The sequence below is a fragment of the Methylobacterium endophyticum genome (assembly GCF_050591105.1).
In the GTDB taxonomy this organism is placed as follows: domain Bacteria; phylum Pseudomonadota; class Alphaproteobacteria; order Rhizobiales; family Beijerinckiaceae; genus Methylobacterium.
Genome location: NZ_JBNHES010000002.1, coordinates 184,591 through 202,905, shown reverse-complemented (window position 1 = coordinate 202,905; position 18,315 = coordinate 184,591). Strand labels below are relative to the sequence as shown.

Genomic DNA, 18,315 nt, shown 5'->3' with positions numbered 1-18,315 from the left:
AAGCCTTGAATCGACAGGGAAGCCGGTCCCTTGCATCGCCGGCTTATGGCAAAGCTGACACAGTGTTGCCACAGCGTCACGACGGCGGCCGATCCGCGCCGTGCGGGCGTTTTGGGCTTGGCTTTGGACGCCCCTCGTTTACCCCTTGGCGACATCCCGCACGGCATCGTGCGTGAGTTGTCCACCGTGTTTCCGCAGATGCCCGCCTGCCTACGAGAGGCTTTGATGCGTCCCTACAGCTCAGTCCTGGCCGGGGCTGCCTGCGCGCTCGTCGCGTTGGTCTCGCCTGTTCTCGCCTACGAGATCGATCCGCTGACCCGTCAGCCGCTCGACAACGCGCTCACCGTGCGCGTGCGCCCGCAGGCCGCCGCCGTCTCTGTGCCGACGGCGAACGCCTCGCTCAACACCGCCGATCCGATGGCCGCCGCCTCCACGGTGCCGCAGATGTCGGCGATCAAGAAGGAGACCGTGGCCTATGACGGTCCCTACGGCGCCGGGACGATCATCGTCTCCACGGCCGAGCGGCGGCTCTACTACGTGCTCGGCGGCGGCCAGGCCCTGCGCTACGGCGTTGGCGTCGGCCGTCCGGGCTTCACCTGGGGCGGCGTGCAGACCATCACCATGAAGCGCGAGTGGCCCGATTGGCGTCCGCCGGCCGAGATGCTGCGCCGCCGGCCCGACCTGCCGCGTTTCATGAAGGGCGGCATCGAGAACCCGCTCGGCGCCCGCGCGATGTATCTCGGCAGCAGCATCTACCGCATCCACGGCTCCAACGAGCCGGAGACCATCGGCACGGCGGTCTCCTCGGGCTGCATCCGCATGACCAACGAGGACGTCGCGGACCTCTACACCTACGCCAAGGTCGGCACGAAGGTGATCGTCCAGCGCTGAGGACGCGTCGCACCGCTTGAGGGGGCGGGAAGGGCCGGCGGCGACGCCGGCCCTTTTTCATGTTGGTTTTGCGGGCGGGCGTCGCGTCCGGCCCGCGCGGCCGTCGATGGCCGGACCCGGCATGGGCCGGCGCGGACCGTCAGTGGCAGCCGCAGCCGCTGCCGCAGCTTCCGCCGCCATGTTCCTTTTGGGGCGCCGCCCGGCCGGGCTCGCGCGCCAGCCCGCGCTCCTTGAGCTCGTCGAGATAGATCGCCCAGCGGTGGCGGTACTCGCGGCCGAGATCGTAGAGGTAGCCCCAGCCGTAGATGCCGGTGTCGTGCATGTCGTCGAAGCGCAGCTTCACCGCGTAGTTGCCGATCGCCTCGACCGCCAGGATCGCCACCTCGCTCTTGCCGCCGATGACCTTGCGCTCGGCGGGCGAGTGCCCCTGCACCTCGGCGGACGGACTCTGCACCCGCAGGTATTCCGCCGGCAGCGCGAAGCGGCCACCGTCCTCGAAGGCCACGTTCAGGGTCCGCTTGTCGCCCGACAGCCTGATCTCCGTGGGCCAGCGCTCGGTGCTCATCCGCGACTCCTCGACACGATCCAACGCCAGGACGGCATGCGCGCTTGCCCGCGCACGCACAAGGCATCATATCGCATGGTATGCCAACGTTGCTACGAGACCGTCCGTCCGTCGTTGCGCCCCGCTATGACGCCGATGTCGCGCGGCGGGCGGCCCCCGCTCCGCTGATCGACCCGTTCCAGCGGGCGATCACCTATCTGCGCATCTCGGTGACGGATCGCTGCGACCTGCGCTGCATCTACTGCATGTCGGAGGAAATGAGCTTCCTGCCGAAGCGCGACCTGCTCACGCTGGAGGAGCTCGACAGGCTCTGCGGCGTGTTCATCGATCGCGGCGTCAGGAAGCTGCGCATCACCGGCGGCGAGCCGCTGGTCCGGCGCGACGTCATGCATCTCTTCCGCCGGCTCTCGCGCCATCTCGACAGCGGCGCGCTCGAGGAGCTGACGCTCACCACCAACGGCACCCGGCTCGCGCTCTTCGCCGACGAGTTGGCGAGCCTCGGCGTGAAGCGCGTCAACGTCTCCCTCGACACGCTCGACCCGGAGAAGTTCCGCGCGATCACGAGACGGGGCGACCTCTCCGTGGTGCTCGACGGCATCCGCGCCGCTCGCGAAGCCGGCATCAAGGTCAAGATCAACGCGGTGGCGCTCGCCGGCGTCAACGAGCACGAGATCGCCGACATGATCGCCTGGGCCCATGGCGAGCAGATGGACATGACGCTCATCGAGGTCATGCCGCTGGGCGAGATCGAGGGCGACCGCACCGAGCAGTTCCTGCCGCTCTCGGTGGCGCGCGCCCGCCTGGAGCAGCGCTACACGCTGACCCCGCTGCCCGACCGCACGGGGGGGCCGGCCCGCTACGTGCGGGTGGAGGAGACCGGCGGACGGCTCGGCTTCATCACCCCGCTGACGCATAATTTCTGCGAGAGCTGCAACCGGGTGCGGCTCACCTGCACGGGCAAGCTCTACATGTGCCTCGGGCAGGAAGATGCCGCCGACCTGCGCGCCGCGCTGCGCGCCTCGCCGGACGACGCGCTCGTCACCCAGGCGGTGATCGACGCCATCGCCCGCAAGCCCAAGGGCCATGATTTCGTCATCGAGCGGGCGCGGGCCGCCGCCGTGCCCCGCCACATGAGCGTCACCGGCGGCTGAGGCCGCGCTCAGTCGGTGATGACGACGCGGTTCGGCAATTCGTCGGGGTTGTCTGGCCCGGCGGGCAGCTTCTCGGACAGGATCCGCCCGACCCGCTCCACGGTTCCGACGAGCCCCGCCTCCGTGTCGCCCCGCGCCAGCGCCGCGACCAGATCCGCGAGCGCGGCGTTCCAGCCTTGGGGATCGACCAGGGCCAGGACGCCCTCGTCGGCGACGATCTCGGCATGCCGCTCGGCCAGGGCGAGATGGATCAGCACCCCCGTGCGCCCCCGCGTGCGGCTGAGGCCCCGCGAGCGGAACGCGCGCCGGGCGGCGTCCCGCGCCTGGGCGCGGCGCGTGCCGGGGGGCGTGAGGACGACGCGGAGGGGGCGGTAGAGGCCCACGGCCAGGACGACGGCGGCGACCAGCACCTGCGCCAGCGCGATGCCGCCCGCGCTCCAGCGCGTCAGCCAGATCAGCGGCCAGGGCAGCGCGAGGCAGGCGAGGAGCGCCGCGAGCAGCGTCGCGGAGCGGTACTGCCCCGCCCGCGCGGCGACGACCACGACGATCTCGGCCGAGGTCGTCGCCTCGGCGCGCCCGATCGCATCGGCAACGCGCTCGCGGGCGGCGGCATCGAGGACGGCGCGTCTACCAGTCACCGGATGCTCCCCCGCCGCCGGACGAGCCGCCGCCGCCCGAGAAGCCGCCGCCCCCTCCGAAACCGCCCGAGGTGCCGCCGCTCCAGCCCCCCGAGGAGGGGCCGGGCAGGACGATGAAGCCGCCCCCGCGCCCGCCGCGCCCCATGCGCGAGAAGATGATCAGGACGATCACGATCAGGACGACGAAGAGCACGACCTGCATCGGGTCGGCCGAGTCGTCGCGGATTTCCGCCTTGCGGTGCCATTCCTCGGCGTCGCCCGCCAGGATCGAGAGCATCGCGTCGACGCCCGCGTTGATGCCGCCGGCATAATCGCCGGTCTTGAAGCGCGGCGCGATCGCGGTGGTGATGATGACCTTGGAGAGCGCGTCGGTGAGCGCGCCCTCAAGCCCGTACCCGACCTCGATGCGGACCTTGCGCTCGTTCGGCGCCACGAGCAGCAGCGCGCCGTTATTCGTCTTCTTCTGTCCGAGCGCCCAGGCGCGGAAGAGCCGGTTGCCGAAATCCTCGATGCTGGTGCCCTGGAGGCTCGGCACCGTCGCCACGACCACCTGGTCGGAGGTCTTGTCTTCATACGCCTTGAGCTTGGCCTCGATCGCCGCTCGGTCCTCGGGCTTGAGGATGCCGGCGGCATCGACCACCCGGCCGGACAGCGCCGGGAAGTCGAGCTCGGCGGCCAATACCCGCGCGGGCACGAGTGCCAGCAGCGCGGCGAGGAGCAGCCACGCGGCCAGCGCCGCGCGAAACCGCGCCGGGATATGCAGAACCGTCGCGCGCCGCGCGGGCATGGCGATTCGAGCCGGAGGCTAGAACTTCACGTTCGGCGGGCGCTCCGAGTTCGGCGTCGCCGTGAAGGTCTCCATGGGCTTCGCCTCGGGATAGAACCACGCGGCGATCCAGCGGCCCGGAATGGTGCGAACCTCGGTGTTGTAGGCCTGGACGGCCTGGATGTAGTCGCGACGCGCAACGGCGATGCGGTTCTCGGTGCCCTCGAGCTGCGATTGCAGGGCGAGGAAGTTCTGGTTCGACTTCAGGTCGGGATAGCGCTCGACGGTGACGAGCAGCCGGCCCAGCGCGCCGGTGAGCTGGTTCTGCGCGTCCTGGAACTGCTTGAACTTCTCCGGGTCGCTCACCGTCGAGGCGTCGACCTTGACGCTCGTCGCCTTGGCCCGCGCCTCGATCACGGAGGTCAGCACGTCCTTTTCCTGCTGGGCGTAGCCCTTCACGGTCTCGACGAGGTTCGGGATCAGGTCGGCGCGGCGCTGGTACTGGTTCTGGACCTCGCTCCACGAGGACTTCGCCTGCTCCTCCAGGGTGGGCACCCGGTTGATCGCGCCGCAGCCCGATAGGCAGGAGGCGACCAGCATGGCGGCGAGGGCGCCGAGGATCTTCGCGATGAGCGGGCTGCGATGAAGCGTTCCGGCGTCGGCGCCTGTCGGCATGGGGTGTCTCTCCTCGGGGCCAGCGTGGCGGTGGGCCGGCCTCCGCGACAGATAGGCACGCGCGCGCCCCGGAACAGCCCCTTGCGCCACGCCGAAAGGGTGGGGCAAGCGTCGAATGGTTGACAAGCGCCGGAGGCCGGGGCCTCTGGCGGCATGGATGAGACGCCGGAAGCTGCGGGCGGCAAGCCGCGGGTCGCCATCACCTACTGCACCCAGTGCAACTGGCTGCTGCGGGCCGCCTGGATGGCCCAGGAGCTGCTCTCGACCTTCCGCGACGACCTCGGCGAGGTGGCGCTGATCCCCGCCACCGGCGGCGCCTTCGAGATCGTGATGGGCTCCGAGAGCGTCTGGGAGCGCAAGCGCGACGGCGGCTTTCCCGACGTGAAGGCCCTCAAGCAGCGCATCCGCGACCGCCTCGACCCGGAGCGCGATCTGGGCCATATCGATCGGCCATGACGCCACCCGCATCCGACCATGCCGGAGGCCGGGACGCCGGCGGACCCGTGCCGCGCGCGGGAGCTTCCGTGGCGGCGTCGTCCGTGATCGAGGGCGCGGACGGGGGCGGCGCGGGGCGCCCAGCAGCCGACCGCGTGCCCCGCCGCGCCAAGCGGCTGGCCCAGCGCGGATTCTCGACGCAGGTCTATCTCGTCGCCCTCGTCGTGGCGCTGATCGGGCCCGGCCTGATCTTCACCGCGATCCTGCTCATGCGCTACGCCTCCACCGAGCGGGCGCGCTTCGAGCAGGACGCGCGCGAGAACGTGCGCGGCATCGCCCTCTCCATCGACAGGGACACCGCCGGCCTCGTCTCGGTGCTCCAGACGCTGGCCACCTCGCCGCGCCTGCGCGAGGGCGAGTTCGACGCCTTCGACGCCCAGGTCAGGCTGGTGCGCGAGGCGATCGACCTCGACATCACGCTGCGCCGGCCGGACGGCCAGCAGCTCGTCAACACCACGATGAAGCGCGGCGGCCCGCTGCCGGTCTCGGCGCTGCCGTTCGACGCCGAGATCGCGTCCGGCAAGCAGCGCGCGATGGTCTCCGGCCTCATCGCCGGGCCGAGCCCGGAGCAGTCCACCTACGCCGTGGCCGTGCCGGTGATGGCCAACGGCGAGGTCGCCTACATCCTCAGCTTCTCCGCGCCCGTGAGCCGTCTCCAGGGCATCCTCGCCCGCGAGTCGGTGGAGGGCTGGACGACGGGCGTCTCCGACCGCGACCACATCGTGCTGGCGCGGCTGCCGGAGATGCCGGGGCTCGTGGGGCAGAAGCGGCTCGCGAGCCTGCGCCAGACGCAGACGGACACCCCCGGCGTCTGGGAGGGCAAGGATCGCCAGAACCGGCCCGTGGTGGTGATCGAGGCGCGCTCCCGCCTCACCGGCTGGACGGTGGGGACGGGCATCCCGCAGACCCTCGTCAACGCGCGCCTGCACCGCTGGCTCTGGGCCTTCCTCGGCTTCGGCCTCTTGGTGCTCGCGACCTCCTCGGCGCTCGCCGTGAGCCTGTGGTCGCGGGTCTCGCGCCCCCTGCGCCAGCTCGCCGCCTCCGGGCCTGCTTTGGCGCGTGGGGAGGCGATCCCGCGCATCGCCTCGCCCGTCCACGAGATCGGACGGCTCGGCGAGGTGATCTCCGACGCCTCGCAGCGCCTGCGCACCCGCGTGGAAGAGCGCGACCGGGCGCTCGCCGACACGCGGCGCGGCCTTTCCGCACTGCGCGAGAGCGAGGCCCGCTTCCGCCACATGGCCGATTCCGCCCCGGCCTTGATCTGGATGACCGACGAAGAGGCCGAGGTCAGCTTCGCCAACCTGCATTTCGACCACATGTTCGGGCTCTCAGCGCCGGACCTGCGCGATTCCGGCTGGCGGCGGATCATCCACGCGGACGATATCGAGGGGTTCTCCGGGATCTTCACCGAGGCTTTCGCCGCGCGCGTCCCCTTCAGGACCGAGGTCCGCGTGATCGACCGCCACGGCGACGTCCGCTGGCTGCGCTGCGAGGGCGTCCCGCGCCTCGACGATGCCGGCACCTTCCTCGGCTATACCGGCTGCAACGTCGACATCACCGACGCCAAGCTCGCCGAGGAGCACCAGCTGCTCCTCATCCACGAGCTGAACCACCGCGTGAAGAACACGCTCGCCACGGTGCAGTCCATCGCCGGGCAGTCGCTGCGGCGGCTCGAAGGGGAGGAGGCGGACGCCGCCCGCGCGGCCTTCGAGGCCCGCCTGCTGGCGCTCGCCCGCGTCCACGACGTGCTCACCCGCGAGAGCTGGGAGGGCGCCGAGCTCGGCACCGTCGTGGCCGACGCCATCCGGCCCCTCGAAGCCGGCGACGGCCAGCGCTCGCGCTTCGGCATCTCCGGCCCGGCGCTGCGCCTGCCGCCGCGGCTGGCGCTCTCCATCGCCATGGCGCTGCACGAGCTCGGCACAAACGCGGTGAAATACGGGGCGCTCTCGCGCGAGGGCGGCACCGTCGACATCACCTGGACGGTCCGGCGCGAGGACGAGATCCGGCTCCACCTGCGCTGGACGGAGAGCGGCGGCCCGCCCGTGGTCAAGCCGACCCGCACCGGCTTCGGCTCGCGCCTGATCGAGCGCAGCCTCGCCCGCGAGCTGGCGGGCGAGGTGCAGCTCCTGTTCGCGCCCTCGGGCGTGGTCTGCACCATCGAGGCGCCTGTGCCCCCTCCGGGGCTGCTGGAGCGCCGGGGTGGAACCCAGGCGCCGCGCGCCACGCCGCTGCCGATGCCCGGCTGAGCCGCGATGCAGGCGGCCGGCCCCTCGACTTCGCTCGCGGGCGGCATCGGCCGGCCGCATCCAGGTGACGGAGGCCGTGCGTGCGGCGCTCGCCGGCCGCTACGCCTTCGACGGCCCCCATCTCGTCGAGGTGAAGGGCAAGGGGCCGGTGCCGGTCTGGCGCCTGCCCGCCTGAACGCTCACTGTACCAGGGTGTTGCGCAGGGTGCCGATGCCGTCGATGACGATCTCGACCACGTCGCGCGGCCCCTTCATCGTGCCGACGCCGACGGAGGTGCCGCAGCAGATCACGTCGCCGGGCTCCAGCGTCATGTCCCGCGAGATCAGGCTGACGAGCCTGGCGGCCGGGAAGACCATGTCCGAGATCGGATAGTTCTGCCGCTCCTGCCCGTTGAGGATCGTGCGCACGCTGAGCGTCTCCGGGCGCAGGTCCGTGGCGACCGCCGGGCCGAAGGGGCCGAAGCCGTCGAAGCTCTTTGCCCGCACCCATTGCGGGAAATTCGGGTCCTTGTTCAGGACGTCCGAGGCGGTGAGGTCGTTGATGCAGGTATAGCCGAAGATGGCCCGTTCGGCCTCGGCCTCGGAGGCATCCCCGCAGCGCGTGCCGATGACGATGCCGAGTTCGCCCTCGTACACGATCCGGCCCTGGTAGGAGGCCGGGCGGCGGATCTCGGTCTCGGGGTCCTGGAAGGAGGAGGCCGCCTTCAGGAGGTAGAGCGGCTCCTCGGGCGCAGCCACGCCGAGCTTCTCCCCGAGCGCCCGGAAGTTGTTCCACAGGGCGATCATCTTGGTGGGCCGCGTCGGCGCCAGCAGCCGCAGGCCGGCGAGCGCGAGCCGCTCCCCGGTGGGCTGGGGCGACGAGAACATGTCGCCTTCATGCACGAGGACGGTCTCGCCCTCCAGCGTGCCGAACCCCGTGCGGTCGGCCTGCGCGAACCTGATCCAAAGCGCCATCTTGTCCTCCCCGTTGTTGTTGTGATGTCCGGCTTACGCCGTCACGGCGCCCGCCGCGAGGGCGTCAGCCGCAATCCCGGCGCCGGGCGTTCCAGCAGGACCTCCCGGCGGAAGCGCACCAGCCGGGCCGGGCGTCCGGCCGCGCCGCTGGTGACGTCCTCCGTCTCCTCGACGAGACCCTGCTGGGCGACGAGGCGCCGGAAGTTCTGCTTGTGCAGCAGCGTGCCCGACAGCGCCTCCACCGTGCGCTGGAGCTGGAGCAGGGTGAAGGTCGGCGGCATCATCTCGAACACCACCGGGCGGTATTTGATCTTGCCGCGCAGGCGCCCGATCGCGGTCGCCAGCACGCGGCGGTGGTCGAAGGCCATGGGGGCGCCCATCGGATCGTTCGGCCGGGCCGCGCCGACATTGCCCTGCGCCTCGGGGATGAGCCCCGCCTCGAACAGAAGCTCGTAGCGCTCCAGGACGCGCTCCTCGTTCCAGGCCGCGCCCCCGAGGCCGAAGGTCAGCCCGATCCGGTCCTCGCGCAGGCGCCGCAGCTTGGCATCCGCCGGCTCGGCCGCCCAGGCGAGCAGCTTCGGCTCGATGGCGTCGAGGGCCGCAGGGCGTCCGCGGCGAAAATCCTCGTAGGGCAGGTAGCCGTACCAGTTGCGCCAAGCGGCCTCCGCCAGCCCCGCCGGCCGCAGCTCGCGCGCCAGGGCCAGATAGGCCACGGACAGCGAGTGGGCGCCCTCCTGGACGCCCGCCGAGCGGTCGCGGTCGCCGAAGGTGTAGAGCTGCTCGACATAGCCGAGACGCTGGTGCGTCTGGCGCTCGACCCAGGCGCGCAGGCCCTTCTCCAGGGTGGCGTGCTCGTGGACGAGGGGGCCGGCGGGCAGGCCGTCCTGGCGCCCTTCCGCCTGCCCCTGCATCCGCACCGTGAGCGAGCGCGGCTCGCCTCCGGTCGCCGCCACGATCACCGCGACGAGACCGACGGAGGAGGGGCTCGGCACGGACCAGCCGGCGTCTCCTTCCTCCGTTGGGGCGTCCGCAGTGGTCATCGAAGCCGGGTGCCGTTTCCTCGGGGGCCGGACGGCGACGGCCCGCCTCCGGTCCCCGCTTTAGCCGCAGAACCGGCCGCCGCGTCAACGCGGAGCCCGCCTCGCGCGGCCACTTCGCGGTTGACCGCGCGCTGGGCGGCGATCCTTGCCAGGGCCGTCCTTGCCGAGGCGATCCTTGCCAATCGCCGCTCCGGCGCTCACACCGGACGGACGACACGCCGGAAGAGCGCCGACAGGGAGCAGCGCATGAACGCCGTCATCGCGACGAGGGCCGCCCCGTGAGCCTGGGAGCGTCTCCTTCGCAGGGTCGGGCGGGGCCGCCCGTGGACCTGCGCCTCTACGGCATCCTCGATGTCGGCGTCTGCGGCGGCGACGGAGCGCGACTCGCGTCGATGGCGGCGGAGGCGGTCTCCGGCGGCTGCACGCTGCTCCAGTACCGCGAGAAGGACATCCCGGATGCCCGCGCCGCGCTGGAGCGCATCCGCGCCATCCGCGCGGCGGTGGCCGGCCGGGTGCCCGTCCTCGTCAACGACCGGGTCGATCTCGCCCTGGCGGCGGAGGCGGAAGGGGTGCATCTCGGCCAGTCCGACATGCATCCCAACGACGCCCGCCGCCTGCTCGGCCCCTTGGGCGTCGTGGGGCTGACCCTGAAGACGGGCGCGCAGGCCGACGAGCTCTACCGCCTGCCCGTGGACTACGCCTGCATCGGCGGCGTCTTCGCCACCACGAGCAAGGACAATCCCGACCCGCCGGTGGGGCTCGACGGGTTCGGCCGCATCGCCTTCCGCGCCCGGCTGGCGCGGGGTCGGGCGCTGCCGGTCGGCGCCATCGCCGGCATCGATTCGAGCAACGCGGCGGCCATCGTCGCGGCGGGCGCCGACGGCATCGCCGTCATCTCGGCGCTGTTCGGCGCGGAAGCCGTGGAAGGCCGCGCGCGCGACCTGCGCCAGCGCGTCGACGCGGCCCTGTCCGAGAGGGGCGCGGCATGAGCGTTCCCATCGCCCTCACCATCGCCGGCTCCGATTCCGGCGGGGGAGCCGGCATCCAGGCGGACCTCAAGACCTTCGCGGCCCTCGGCGTCCACGGCGCCAGCGTGATCGCGGCACTGACGGCGCAGAACACCCAAGGCGTCCAGGCCATCCACGACGTGCCGGAAGCGTTCGTGGCGGCGCAGATGGAGAGCGTCTTCTCCGATCTCGCCGTCGCGGCCGTGAAGATCGGCATGCTGGCGCGCGGCGCCGTCATCGAGACGGTGGCCGACGCGCTTGCCCGCCTGGCGCCGGGCGTGCCGGTGGTGCTCGATCCGGTGATGGTCGCCACAAGCGGCGACCGGCTGATCGCGGACGAGGCGGTGGAGGCCCTGCGCGGCCGCCTGATGCCGCTCGCCGACGTCATCACCCCCAACCTGCCCGAGGCGGCGGCGCTCCTCGGCGAGCCGGTGGCGGCGAGCGAGAAGGAGGCGGTGGCCCAGGCCCGGCGCCTCCTCGGGATGGGCGCGCGGGCGGTCCTCATCAAGGGCGGCCACGCGCAGGGCACCGAGAGCGTCGACCATCTCGTCGCCTCGGACGGAACGCTGCGCCGCTTCGCGACCGCCCGGATCGCCACCCGCAACACCCACGGCACCGGCTGCACCCTGTCCTCGGCGGTCGCGGCGGGGCTGGCGAAGGGGCTCTCCCTCACCGACGCGGCGGCGCAGGCCAAGCGCTACGTCACCGGGGCGATCGCCGCCGCCGACCAGCTCTCGATCGGCCATGGTCACGGCCCGCTGCATCACATGCATGCCCTCTGGCCATAGGACAGGCACCTCTGACGCCTTGCTTTCAGGTCGCGATTTGCGTTTGATGGAACGTACGTTCGTTCGGATAACGGAACGACGCGGCGCGGCGGTTTGATATGCAGGACAGTGCGGAACGGCTCGAGCGGGTGCGCGGCCGCGACCTTCTGACGGGAGCCCAGGTCCTCTCGGGGCAGCTCGGCAAGACCATCCAGCGCCTGCGCAAGGCCTACAACCTCTCGCTGTCCGAGCTCGCCGAGCAATCCGGCGTGGCGAAGTCGATCATCAGCCAGATCGAGCGCAACGAGACCAACCCGACGCTCGCCACCATCTGGCGCCTGAGCCAGGCGCTGGACGTCTCCATCGAGCGGGTGCTCGCCAGCGGCGACGAGGAGCCCTTCCTCGAGAAGTCGTCGCGGGCCGACACGCCGATCCTTCTCTCCGAGGACGGCAAGGTGCGGCTCGCCATCATCGGCTGGATCAAGACCGTCGAGTGGCTGCAATGGTACGAGGTAACGGCCGATCCCGGCGGCGTCCTCGATTCCGATCCCCACCAGCGCGGATCGGTGGAATCGCTCTCGGTGAGCGACGGGGTGTTCGAGGTCGAGATCGGCGGGGTCGTCCAGCGGGCGCGGACGGGCGAGACCTTGCGCTACCGCTGCGACCGGCCGCACAGCGTGCGCTGCGTCGGCGAAGCGCCGGGCAAGGCGACCATGGTCGTCATCATGAAGGCCGCGGTGATGGAGTAGGGCGCGCTCAGCGCCCCGTGTTCACCCAGCGCACCATCTCGGCGAGCACGCCGGCCAGCGCCTGATCGAGCCCCGAGGCCGCCGCGCCCGCCTCGACCTTGCCCACCGGCACCCGCGCCGTGAAGACCTTCGCGGCCACCACCTTGCCCGAGCTCTCCGCGATCAGCTTCGCCGAGAGGTCCACCACCGCCTCGCCCGAGCCGGCCGCGATGTCGAAGGCCCGGATCTCGCTGATGAGCTGATAGTCCGAGGCGACCTTGTCGGCGGGCCGGCTCACGGAGCGCAGGCGGCCGGAATTCTCGAGGCTCTGGATCAGCCGGGTCTGGATCAGCCGGGGCAGGCGGTCCGCCCACTGGCCGCCGCCGAGGAAGGACAGGGAGCCGCCGGGCTCGCGCACGATGATCCGGTCCGACTCGAAGGGTTGGAGGCCGGTGGGCTCGGCGATCACGATGGAGCGCGCCGCGCCTCCCGGCCGCGCCGAGCCGGGGACGGCGGCGAGGTCGAAGGTCAGCGGAGCCGCGCCGCCGCAGCCGCCGAGGGCGGCAGCGATCAGGCTCGCGCCGAGCGCGATCACGGGAAGGCGACGATGCATGCGGACATACCTGTGCCTGACGCCGGCGGAACCGCCGGGCGGGGACAGGGGGACAATACGGCAAAGCTCGAAAGGTGCCGTGCGCCGCCGCACCGACTTTGCCGCGCCGCGGGGTTCAGCGCCCACCGTTGTATTCCGGCAACGACGGCTTGCCGCCGAAGATCACCTGCGAGGGGTCCTTCTCCAGGCTCTTCACCGTGCGGTTCAGCGCGCCGAGGGTGCGCTGTCCGTCGCTCGACAGGGCCTCGACCTCGCGCCGGCTCGATCCCGAGAGGCGGCCGAAGCTCGTGGCGATGTTGGCGGTGCGCTTGTCGAGATTCTCCGAGAGCTGGCGGAACGCCTTGCCGGCATCGCGCACCGATACCGCCGCCTCGCGGATCTCGGCGAAGGTCGAGGCGCCCTGCTGGCCCGAGGCCGAGCCGAGGAAGCCCTGCGCGCCGGTGAGGACGCCGTCGATCTTGTCGGCCGATGCGTTGAGCTTGCCGGCGAGGCTGCGCGCGTCGTGCAGGCCCGCCTCGATGTCGGGGCTGGCCGTGGAGAGCGCCGCCGAGAAGCGGTCGGCATTGTCGATCACCCGGTTGAGCTTGGTCCCGTCCACCGCCTTCACCAGGGCGCTGACGGCGGGGCCGGCCTCGGCCAGGGTCTTGGAGAAGGATTCGACATTGGCGAGCGTGCGGGTGATGGCGCCCTCGTTGCCGGCGACCACCTTGTCGAGGCGCTGGAGCACGTCGTCGGCGCGCTGCGCGATCTGCTTGGCCGCCGCCATCATGTCCTGAATGTCGGAGGAATCGGCGAAGATCGTCGGCATCTCGCCGTTGGAGCCGGCGGCGAGGGCGGGAGCGTCGGCGTTGCCGCCCGAGAGCGCGATCACCGAGACGCCGGTGAGCATCGCGGAATCGAGGCGCGCGCGGGTATCGGCGCGCAGCGGCGTCGTCGGTTCCACATGCACCACCGCGACGACGCGGCGGGGGTCCTGCGGCAGCAGGCGCACGTCGTTCACCTCGCCGACCTTGATGCCGTTGAAGGTGACGCCCGAGCCCTTCGCCAGGCCGCCGACGCTGCCGGAGAAGACGATCCGCACCGCCTGCCGGACCTGGCGCGACGAGCCGCCCTGCAACCAGAACACGAAGCCGAAGGCCGCGAGAATGACGGCGATGGTGAAGCCGCCGACGAGGGCGTAGTTCGCGCGTGTCTCCATCGGATCAGGCGTCTCCCGGTTTCGCGCGCGACGGGCTGTGCGCTGGCGCACGCGCCGTCATCGCGCCGGAGGCGGCGAGGGGATACGGGGCCTCACGCATGGGCGGCCGCCCCCGTGACGATGGAGCGGGCGCGCTTGCCGTGGAAATACGAGCGCAGCCAAGGATGGTCGCTCGCCAGCATGGCCTCGATCGGCCCCTCGGCAATGATCTGGCCGTCGCCCAGCGCCGCGATGCGGTCGCAGGCGGTGTAGAGGCTGTCGAGGTCGTGCGTGACCATGAAGACGGTGAGCCCGAGCGTGCGCTTGAGTGTCGCGACCAGCTCGTCGAACTCGCCGGCGCCGATGGGGTCGAGGCCAGAGGTCGGCTCGTCGAGGAAGAGGATCTCGGGGTCCAGCGCCAGCGAGCGGGCGAGCGCCGCGCGCTTGATCATGCCGCCGGACAGCTCCGAGGGGAACTTGTCGGCGGCATCGGGCTTCAGGCCAACCATCTCGATCTTCAGGCGGGCGAACTCGTCGAGCAGGCGCTCGGACAGATTCAGGTGCTCGCGCATGGGCATCTGGATGTTCTGCTTCACGGTCAGCGCCGAGAAGAGGGCGCCCTGCTGAAAGAGCACGCCCCAGCGCTGCTCCATCTTGCGGCGGCGTGCCGTGTTCAGGCTGTCGGTATCCTCGCCGAAGACCTCGATGGTGCCCGAGCGCTTCGGCACGAGGCCGAGGATGGTGCGGGTGAGGACCGACTTGCCCTGTCCCGACGGGCCGACGAATCCCAGGATCTCGCCGCGGCGGATGTCGAGGTTCAGCCCCTTGAGAACGTTGCGGTCGCGGAAACCCACGACGAGGTCGCGCACGCGGATGATCGCGTCGGCGGGCGCGCCGGCCATGGGGGGAGCGGGTGCGAGCACGGTTCAGAAATCGATGGCCGCGAAGAACACAGCGAAGAGTCCATCAAGCACGATCACCATGAAGATAGACTTGACGACTGAGGCGGTGACGTGGCGGCCGAGGGATTCGGCCGAGCCCTCCACCGCGAAGCCTTCGATGGTGGCGATGATCCCAATGGTGAGCGCCATGAACGGCGCCTTGATGAGCCCGACCATGACGTGCTGCACCGACACCGCCGCCTGGAGCCGGGCCAGGAAGCCCTCGGGTGTGAGCCCGCCATAGAGCATCGCGGTCAGGCCGCCGCCGGCGAGCGCCGCGAGCGAGGCGACGAGCGTCAGCATCGGCAGTCCGATGACCAGCGCCAGGATGCGCGGCACGATCAGGATCTCGATGGGGTCGAGCCCCATGACGCGCAGCGCGTCGACCTCCTCGCGCATGCGCATGGAGCCGATCTCGGCGGTGAAGGCCGAGCCGGAGCGGCCCGCCACCATGATCGAGGTGAGCAGCACGCCGAGCTCGCGCAGGATCAGCAGCCCGATCAGGTTGACCACGAAGGTCTGCGCGCCGAAGCGCTGCAACTGGAAGATGCCTTGCTGGGCCACGATCCCGCCGACGAGGAACGAGATCAGCGCGATGATCGGCACGCCGCGCCAGGCGACCTGCTCGATCTGGTTGACCAGCGCCGTCATGCGGAAGGTGCCGGGCCGGAGCGCCACGCGGCCGCAGGCCGTCACCACCTCGCCGAGGAAGGCGATGCCGGTGACGACGTCGTACTTGCCGCGCATGGTGCGCCGGCCAAAGGCGTCGAGGAACTGGTAGATCGCGCCATGCGTCTCGCGCGGCGGCGGCTCGGGCTCGCGCAGGCCCATCTCGCCGAGCAGGATGCGGTGCTCCGGGCTCGTGCCGGCATAGGCGAGCCGGCCGCCGGCCGCCTCGATCTCCCCGCGCGTCCGCTCCAGCACCCAGGCGCCCAGCGTGTCGAGACGCATGATCCCGCTCAGGTCGATCTGGATCGGCCGGCTCGCCGCCATCGCCGCGATGCGGGCGGCGACCGTCTCGACGCCGGGCGCCTGATCGGCGGTCCAGCGGCCGGCGAGGGCGACGCGGCCGCCGGCCTCGTCGAAGGCGGCATCGGCGCGCCCGTCTGCGATGGTGGCGTCGTCCGTGCGCACGGCCTCAGCGTCTCCGGCGTCCCGGCGGAATTGCCCGTCTCTCTGATCTGAACAGGGTTATCATAGCCTTTCCGTGGCGGCGGCGCCAAACGGCTCCGCTTTGGCCGCGCGCGCGGCCATCGCCACGAAGGCCAATCCGGCGAGGGCGGCCGGTGCCATCAGCGCGAAGGCCAGCGGGCCGCCTGCCCGGTAGACGACGCCGCTGAGCAGGGTGGCGCAGGCGGCCGCGAGCGCGCTCGCGGCGCTGAGCGTCCCCTGGGCCCGGCCGCGCGCACCCTCGGGAGCGAAGCGCGACACCGCCGCCATGGCGCCGAGCTGGGTGGCGCCGAAGGTGAGGCCGTGCAGCGTCTGGAGCGCCACCACCGGCAGCAGTTCGCCCCCCAGCACGGTCATCCCGAGAGCCCGCGCCAGCGCCGCCGCCCCGCCCAGTCCCAGGAGCCGGAACGGGCTCTTCCAGCGCTCCGGCAGGCGCCCGGCGAGGGCGAAGAGCACGATCTCGGCCGCGACCCCCGTCGCCCAGAGCGCGCCCACCGTGGCGGTGGAGAAGCCGTGCGCGGTCCAGTGGATGCTGGCGAAGCCGTAGATGGCGGCATGGCTCGACTGGATCGCCGCGGCGGCGAGAATGGAGAACCACAGGCTCGTCGGCAGGGCGGGGCGGGGGCCCGCGACGGGCGGCGGCGGCCGGGCGGCGTCCCCGAGCCGGATCGCGGCCGCGACGAGCGCCGCGATCAGCGCGAACCCGGTGAGGAAGACCGGCACCGCCACCCGACCGCCGAGCTCCACCAGCATCGCCCCGCCCGCGAGGTTGGCGGCGAGGAAGGCGACGGAACCGGCGACGCGGATGCGGGCATAGTCGAGGCGCGGGTCCCGCCGCACCGCCGAGAGCGTCAGGAAGTCGATGCTCGGCACCAGCGGCGCGGCGGCGACGGCGTTCAGGACGACGACGACCGCCAGCACCGGCCAGCCGAACCCGGCCACGGCCGGCATCGTCGCATAGGTCAGGGCGACGCCGAGGCTCGCGGCGAGCACGAGCCGCTGCGGCCCGATTCCCCGGTCGATCAGGCTCATCAGCGGCGCCGTGGCGAGGATGCGCGTCGCGATGGGCAGCGCCAGCAGCAGGCCGATGACGCGCGCGTCGAGCCCGAGCGCGTCGAGCCAGACGGGCGTGAACGGCATGGCGATGCCGATCTCGACGAACACCACCGCGTAGAGGAGCGACAGCCGGTAGGGGCGCGAGTCTGGCAAGGGCGGGGGCTGGAGGAGGTTTCGGGCCCGGCTCGGCCTCCGGGGAGGCATGCGGGATATCTCCGTAAGCGCCCGTTAAACCGCCTCTGTCAAATTGTCGGCCGTAATGCGTCTGCCGGGCCCGCGCGGCCGTGGCCTCCGAGGACGGGATTGATGTCGGGACCCCATTCCCTGAGCCCCCTCGACCCTTCCGCCTTCGAGATGATCGAGGCGGCGGTGGCCGAGACCTCGCGCGGACGCTGGTTCCTCGCCGAATACGCCCGGCGCAACCGCAACGCCGACACCGAGATGCTGCTCGGCGCCATCGGCAAGCTGGAGAACGCCGTCGCCGGGGAGCGCGCGCCGGAGGGGTTCGGGCGCCTGCGCGGCGACCTCATGGAGATGGCCAACGCCATCGCCCGCACCAAGGCCGAGATGGCCGCGATCAGCGCCCCGAACCAGGACCAGAGCCGGCTCGGCGTGGCGTCCGAGGCGCTCGACGCCATCGTGCGCGCCACCGAGCGCGCGACCTCCGACATCCTCGGCGCCGCCGAGGAGGTGCAGGAAGCGGCCTGGACCCTGCGCGAGAGCGGCGCCGACGGCGCCGTCTGCGACGAGCTCGACCGCCGCGCCACCCAGATCTACACCGCCTGCTCGTTCCAGGACCTGACCGCCCAGCGCACCGGCCGCATCGTCCATACCCTGCGCTACCTCGAGGAGCGGCTGATCGCGATGATCGCGATCTGGGGGGAGGAAGAGGAGGTGCCCCCGGCCCCCGGCGAGCGCCAGGGCGCGGCCGATCCCGTTCTGGACGACCTCTGCCAGAGCGACGTCGACCGCTATATCGACATGGAGCCCGCCGCGCAGGCTCCGGCGCCGCCGCCCGCGCGCGCGCCGCTGCCGATCCACGAGGACCTGATCTTCGTGCCGAGCACCGGCGACGCCGGCATCGCGTTCGAACAGGCCGCGGACCTCGTGTCGTCCGAGCCCGCGCCGGAGGCACTCGAAGAAGAGGCGGCCGGGACCGCCGACCTGTTCGACGTTTCCTTCGACTTGGCGGCGGACGAGGAGGCTCCCGTTCAGGCGGCCGCCCTCGACCATGACGAGGACGCCCCGGCAGCGGCCGTCACGGACGGGGAGGGGGACGCTCCGGCGGCCAAACCGACCTCGGAACCCATGCTGGAATTCGCCGATCTCGACGACCTCACCCTCGAGGAGAAGCTGGCGCTGTTCACCTGATCGGCCGTCCGCGAACGGCTGCACGGGCGGAACCCGCTCTGCTATAGAGACGTCCCCCGGACGCC

At 71.7% G+C, this 18,315-nt stretch carries 19 protein-coding genes; 8 read left to right on the top strand and 11 right to left on the bottom strand.

Features of this window, described 5'->3' with window-relative positions; genetic code table 11:
• Positions 1-225 precede the first annotated feature (225 nt).
• Positions 226-891, top strand: coding sequence for a L,D-transpeptidase (locus ACP56T_RS03490; protein ID WP_430910714.1), 666 nt, complete (start codon positions 226-228; stop codon positions 889-891).
• 139 nt (positions 892-1,030) lie between these two features.
• Here ACP56T_RS03490 and ACP56T_RS03485 read toward each other — a convergent pair whose 3' ends face one another.
• Positions 1,031-1,456, bottom strand: coding sequence for a gamma-butyrobetaine hydroxylase family protein (locus ACP56T_RS03485; protein WP_430910713.1), 426 nt, complete (start codon positions 1,454-1,456; stop codon positions 1,031-1,033).
• A 164-nt stretch (positions 1,457-1,620) separates the two neighbouring features.
• Between ACP56T_RS03485 and moaA the strand changes: the two genes are divergently transcribed.
• Positions 1,621-2,607, top strand: a complete 987-nt coding sequence (gene moaA / locus ACP56T_RS03480; RefSeq protein ID WP_430910909.1) for a GTP 3',8-cyclase MoaA — start codon at positions 1,621-1,623, stop codon at positions 2,605-2,607.
• A gap of 8 nt (positions 2,608-2,615) precedes the next feature.
• Here moaA and ACP56T_RS03475 read toward each other — a convergent pair whose 3' ends face one another.
• Genes ACP56T_RS03475 through ACP56T_RS03465 form a run of 3 tightly spaced genes read right to left on the bottom strand, consistent with a single transcriptional unit; the run spans position 2,616 to position 4,686 of the window.
• On the bottom strand, positions 2,616-3,245 hold the full coding sequence (locus ACP56T_RS03475) for a TPM domain-containing protein (protein ID WP_430910712.1): 630 nt from the start codon (positions 3,243-3,245) through the stop codon (positions 2,616-2,618).
• Positions 3,235-4,032, bottom strand: coding sequence for a TPM domain-containing protein (locus ACP56T_RS03470; RefSeq protein ID WP_430910711.1), 798 nt, complete (start codon positions 4,030-4,032; stop codon positions 3,235-3,237). Before ACP56T_RS03470 ends, ACP56T_RS03475 begins: the two co-directional genes overlap by 11 nt.
• An 18-nt stretch (positions 4,033-4,050) precedes the next feature.
• Positions 4,051-4,686, bottom strand: a complete 636-nt coding sequence (locus ACP56T_RS03465; protein ID WP_430910710.1) for a LemA family protein — start codon at positions 4,684-4,686, stop codon at positions 4,051-4,053.
• A 153-nt stretch (positions 4,687-4,839) separates the two neighbouring features.
• On the opposite strand from ACP56T_RS03465, the gene ACP56T_RS03460 reads away from it, so the two are divergent.
• The gene (locus tag ACP56T_RS03460) at positions 4,840-5,142 is read left to right on the top strand and encodes an Rdx family protein (RefSeq protein ID WP_430910709.1); all 303 of its coding nucleotides are present in this window, start codon (positions 4,840-4,842) and stop codon (positions 5,140-5,142) included.
• A gap of 134 nt (positions 5,143-5,276) precedes the next feature.
• Complete coding sequence (locus ACP56T_RS03455) at positions 5,277-7,427, top strand: sensor histidine kinase (protein WP_430910908.1); 2,151 nt, start codon at positions 5,277-5,279, stop codon at positions 7,425-7,427.
• A gap of 179 nt (positions 7,428-7,606) precedes the next feature.
• Here the strand turns inward: ACP56T_RS03455 and ACP56T_RS03450 are convergent, their stop codons facing one another.
• Positions 7,607-8,380, bottom strand: coding sequence for a fumarylacetoacetate hydrolase family protein (locus tag ACP56T_RS03450; RefSeq protein WP_430910708.1), 774 nt, complete (start codon positions 8,378-8,380; stop codon positions 7,607-7,609).
• A gap of 41 nt (positions 8,381-8,421) precedes the next feature.
• Positions 8,422-9,420 (bottom strand): NUDIX hydrolase, encoded by a 999-nt coding sequence (locus ACP56T_RS03445; RefSeq protein WP_430910707.1) that lies wholly within the window; start codon positions 9,418-9,420, stop codon positions 8,422-8,424.
• Positions 9,421-9,698: 278 nt separating this feature from the next.
• On the opposite strand from ACP56T_RS03445, the gene thiE reads away from it, so the two are divergent.
• The 3 genes from thiE to ACP56T_RS03430 all read left to right on the top strand — a co-directional run bounded on the left by thiE (position 9,699) and on the right by ACP56T_RS03430 (position 11,943).
• The gene (gene thiE / locus ACP56T_RS03440; RefSeq protein WP_430910706.1) at positions 9,699-10,409 is read left to right on the top strand and encodes a thiamine phosphate synthase; all 711 of its coding nucleotides are present in this window, start codon (positions 9,699-9,701) and stop codon (positions 10,407-10,409) included.
• Positions 10,406-11,215, top strand: a complete 810-nt coding sequence (gene thiD / locus ACP56T_RS03435) for a bifunctional hydroxymethylpyrimidine kinase/phosphomethylpyrimidine kinase (protein WP_430910705.1) — start codon at positions 10,406-10,408, stop codon at positions 11,213-11,215. Before thiE ends, thiD begins: the two co-directional genes overlap by 4 nt.
• A 98-nt stretch (positions 11,216-11,313) precedes the next feature.
• Complete coding sequence (locus tag ACP56T_RS03430; RefSeq protein WP_430910704.1) at positions 11,314-11,943, top strand: helix-turn-helix domain-containing protein; 630 nt, start codon at positions 11,314-11,316, stop codon at positions 11,941-11,943.
• A gap of 7 nt (positions 11,944-11,950) precedes the next feature.
• On the opposite strand, the gene ACP56T_RS03425 is transcribed toward ACP56T_RS03430, so the two are convergent.
• The 5 genes from ACP56T_RS03425 to ACP56T_RS03405 form a co-directional block, all read right to left on the bottom strand.
• Positions 11,951-12,535, bottom strand: coding sequence for an ABC-type transport auxiliary lipoprotein family protein (locus ACP56T_RS03425; protein WP_430910703.1), 585 nt, complete (start codon positions 12,533-12,535; stop codon positions 11,951-11,953).
• Positions 12,536-12,650: 115 nt separating this feature from the next.
• Positions 12,651-13,733 (bottom strand): MlaD family protein, encoded by a 1,083-nt coding sequence (locus ACP56T_RS03420; protein ID WP_430910702.1) that lies wholly within the window; start codon positions 13,731-13,733, stop codon positions 12,651-12,653.
• 92 nt (positions 13,734-13,825) lie between these two features.
• Positions 13,826-14,614, bottom strand: coding sequence for an ABC transporter ATP-binding protein (locus ACP56T_RS03415; RefSeq protein WP_430910907.1), 789 nt, complete (start codon positions 14,612-14,614; stop codon positions 13,826-13,828).
• Between the two features lie 24 nt (positions 14,615-14,638).
• Complete coding sequence (locus tag ACP56T_RS03410) at positions 14,639-15,787, bottom strand: ABC transporter permease (RefSeq protein WP_430910701.1); 1,149 nt, start codon at positions 15,785-15,787, stop codon at positions 14,639-14,641.
• Between the two features lie 60 nt (positions 15,788-15,847).
• Entirely contained in the window at positions 15,848-17,083 is a 1,236-nt protein-coding gene (locus ACP56T_RS03405) for an MFS transporter (RefSeq protein ID WP_430910700.1), read from the bottom strand.
• A gap of 102 nt (positions 17,084-17,185) precedes the next feature.
• Here ACP56T_RS03405 and ACP56T_RS03400 point away from each other — a divergent pair, with 102 nt between their 5' ends.
• Positions 17,186-18,250: a hypothetical protein gene (locus tag ACP56T_RS03400; RefSeq protein WP_430910699.1), complete on the top strand. Its 1,065-nt coding sequence runs from the start codon at positions 17,186-17,188 to the stop codon at positions 18,248-18,250.
• Positions 18,251-18,315: the final 65 nt, after the last annotated feature.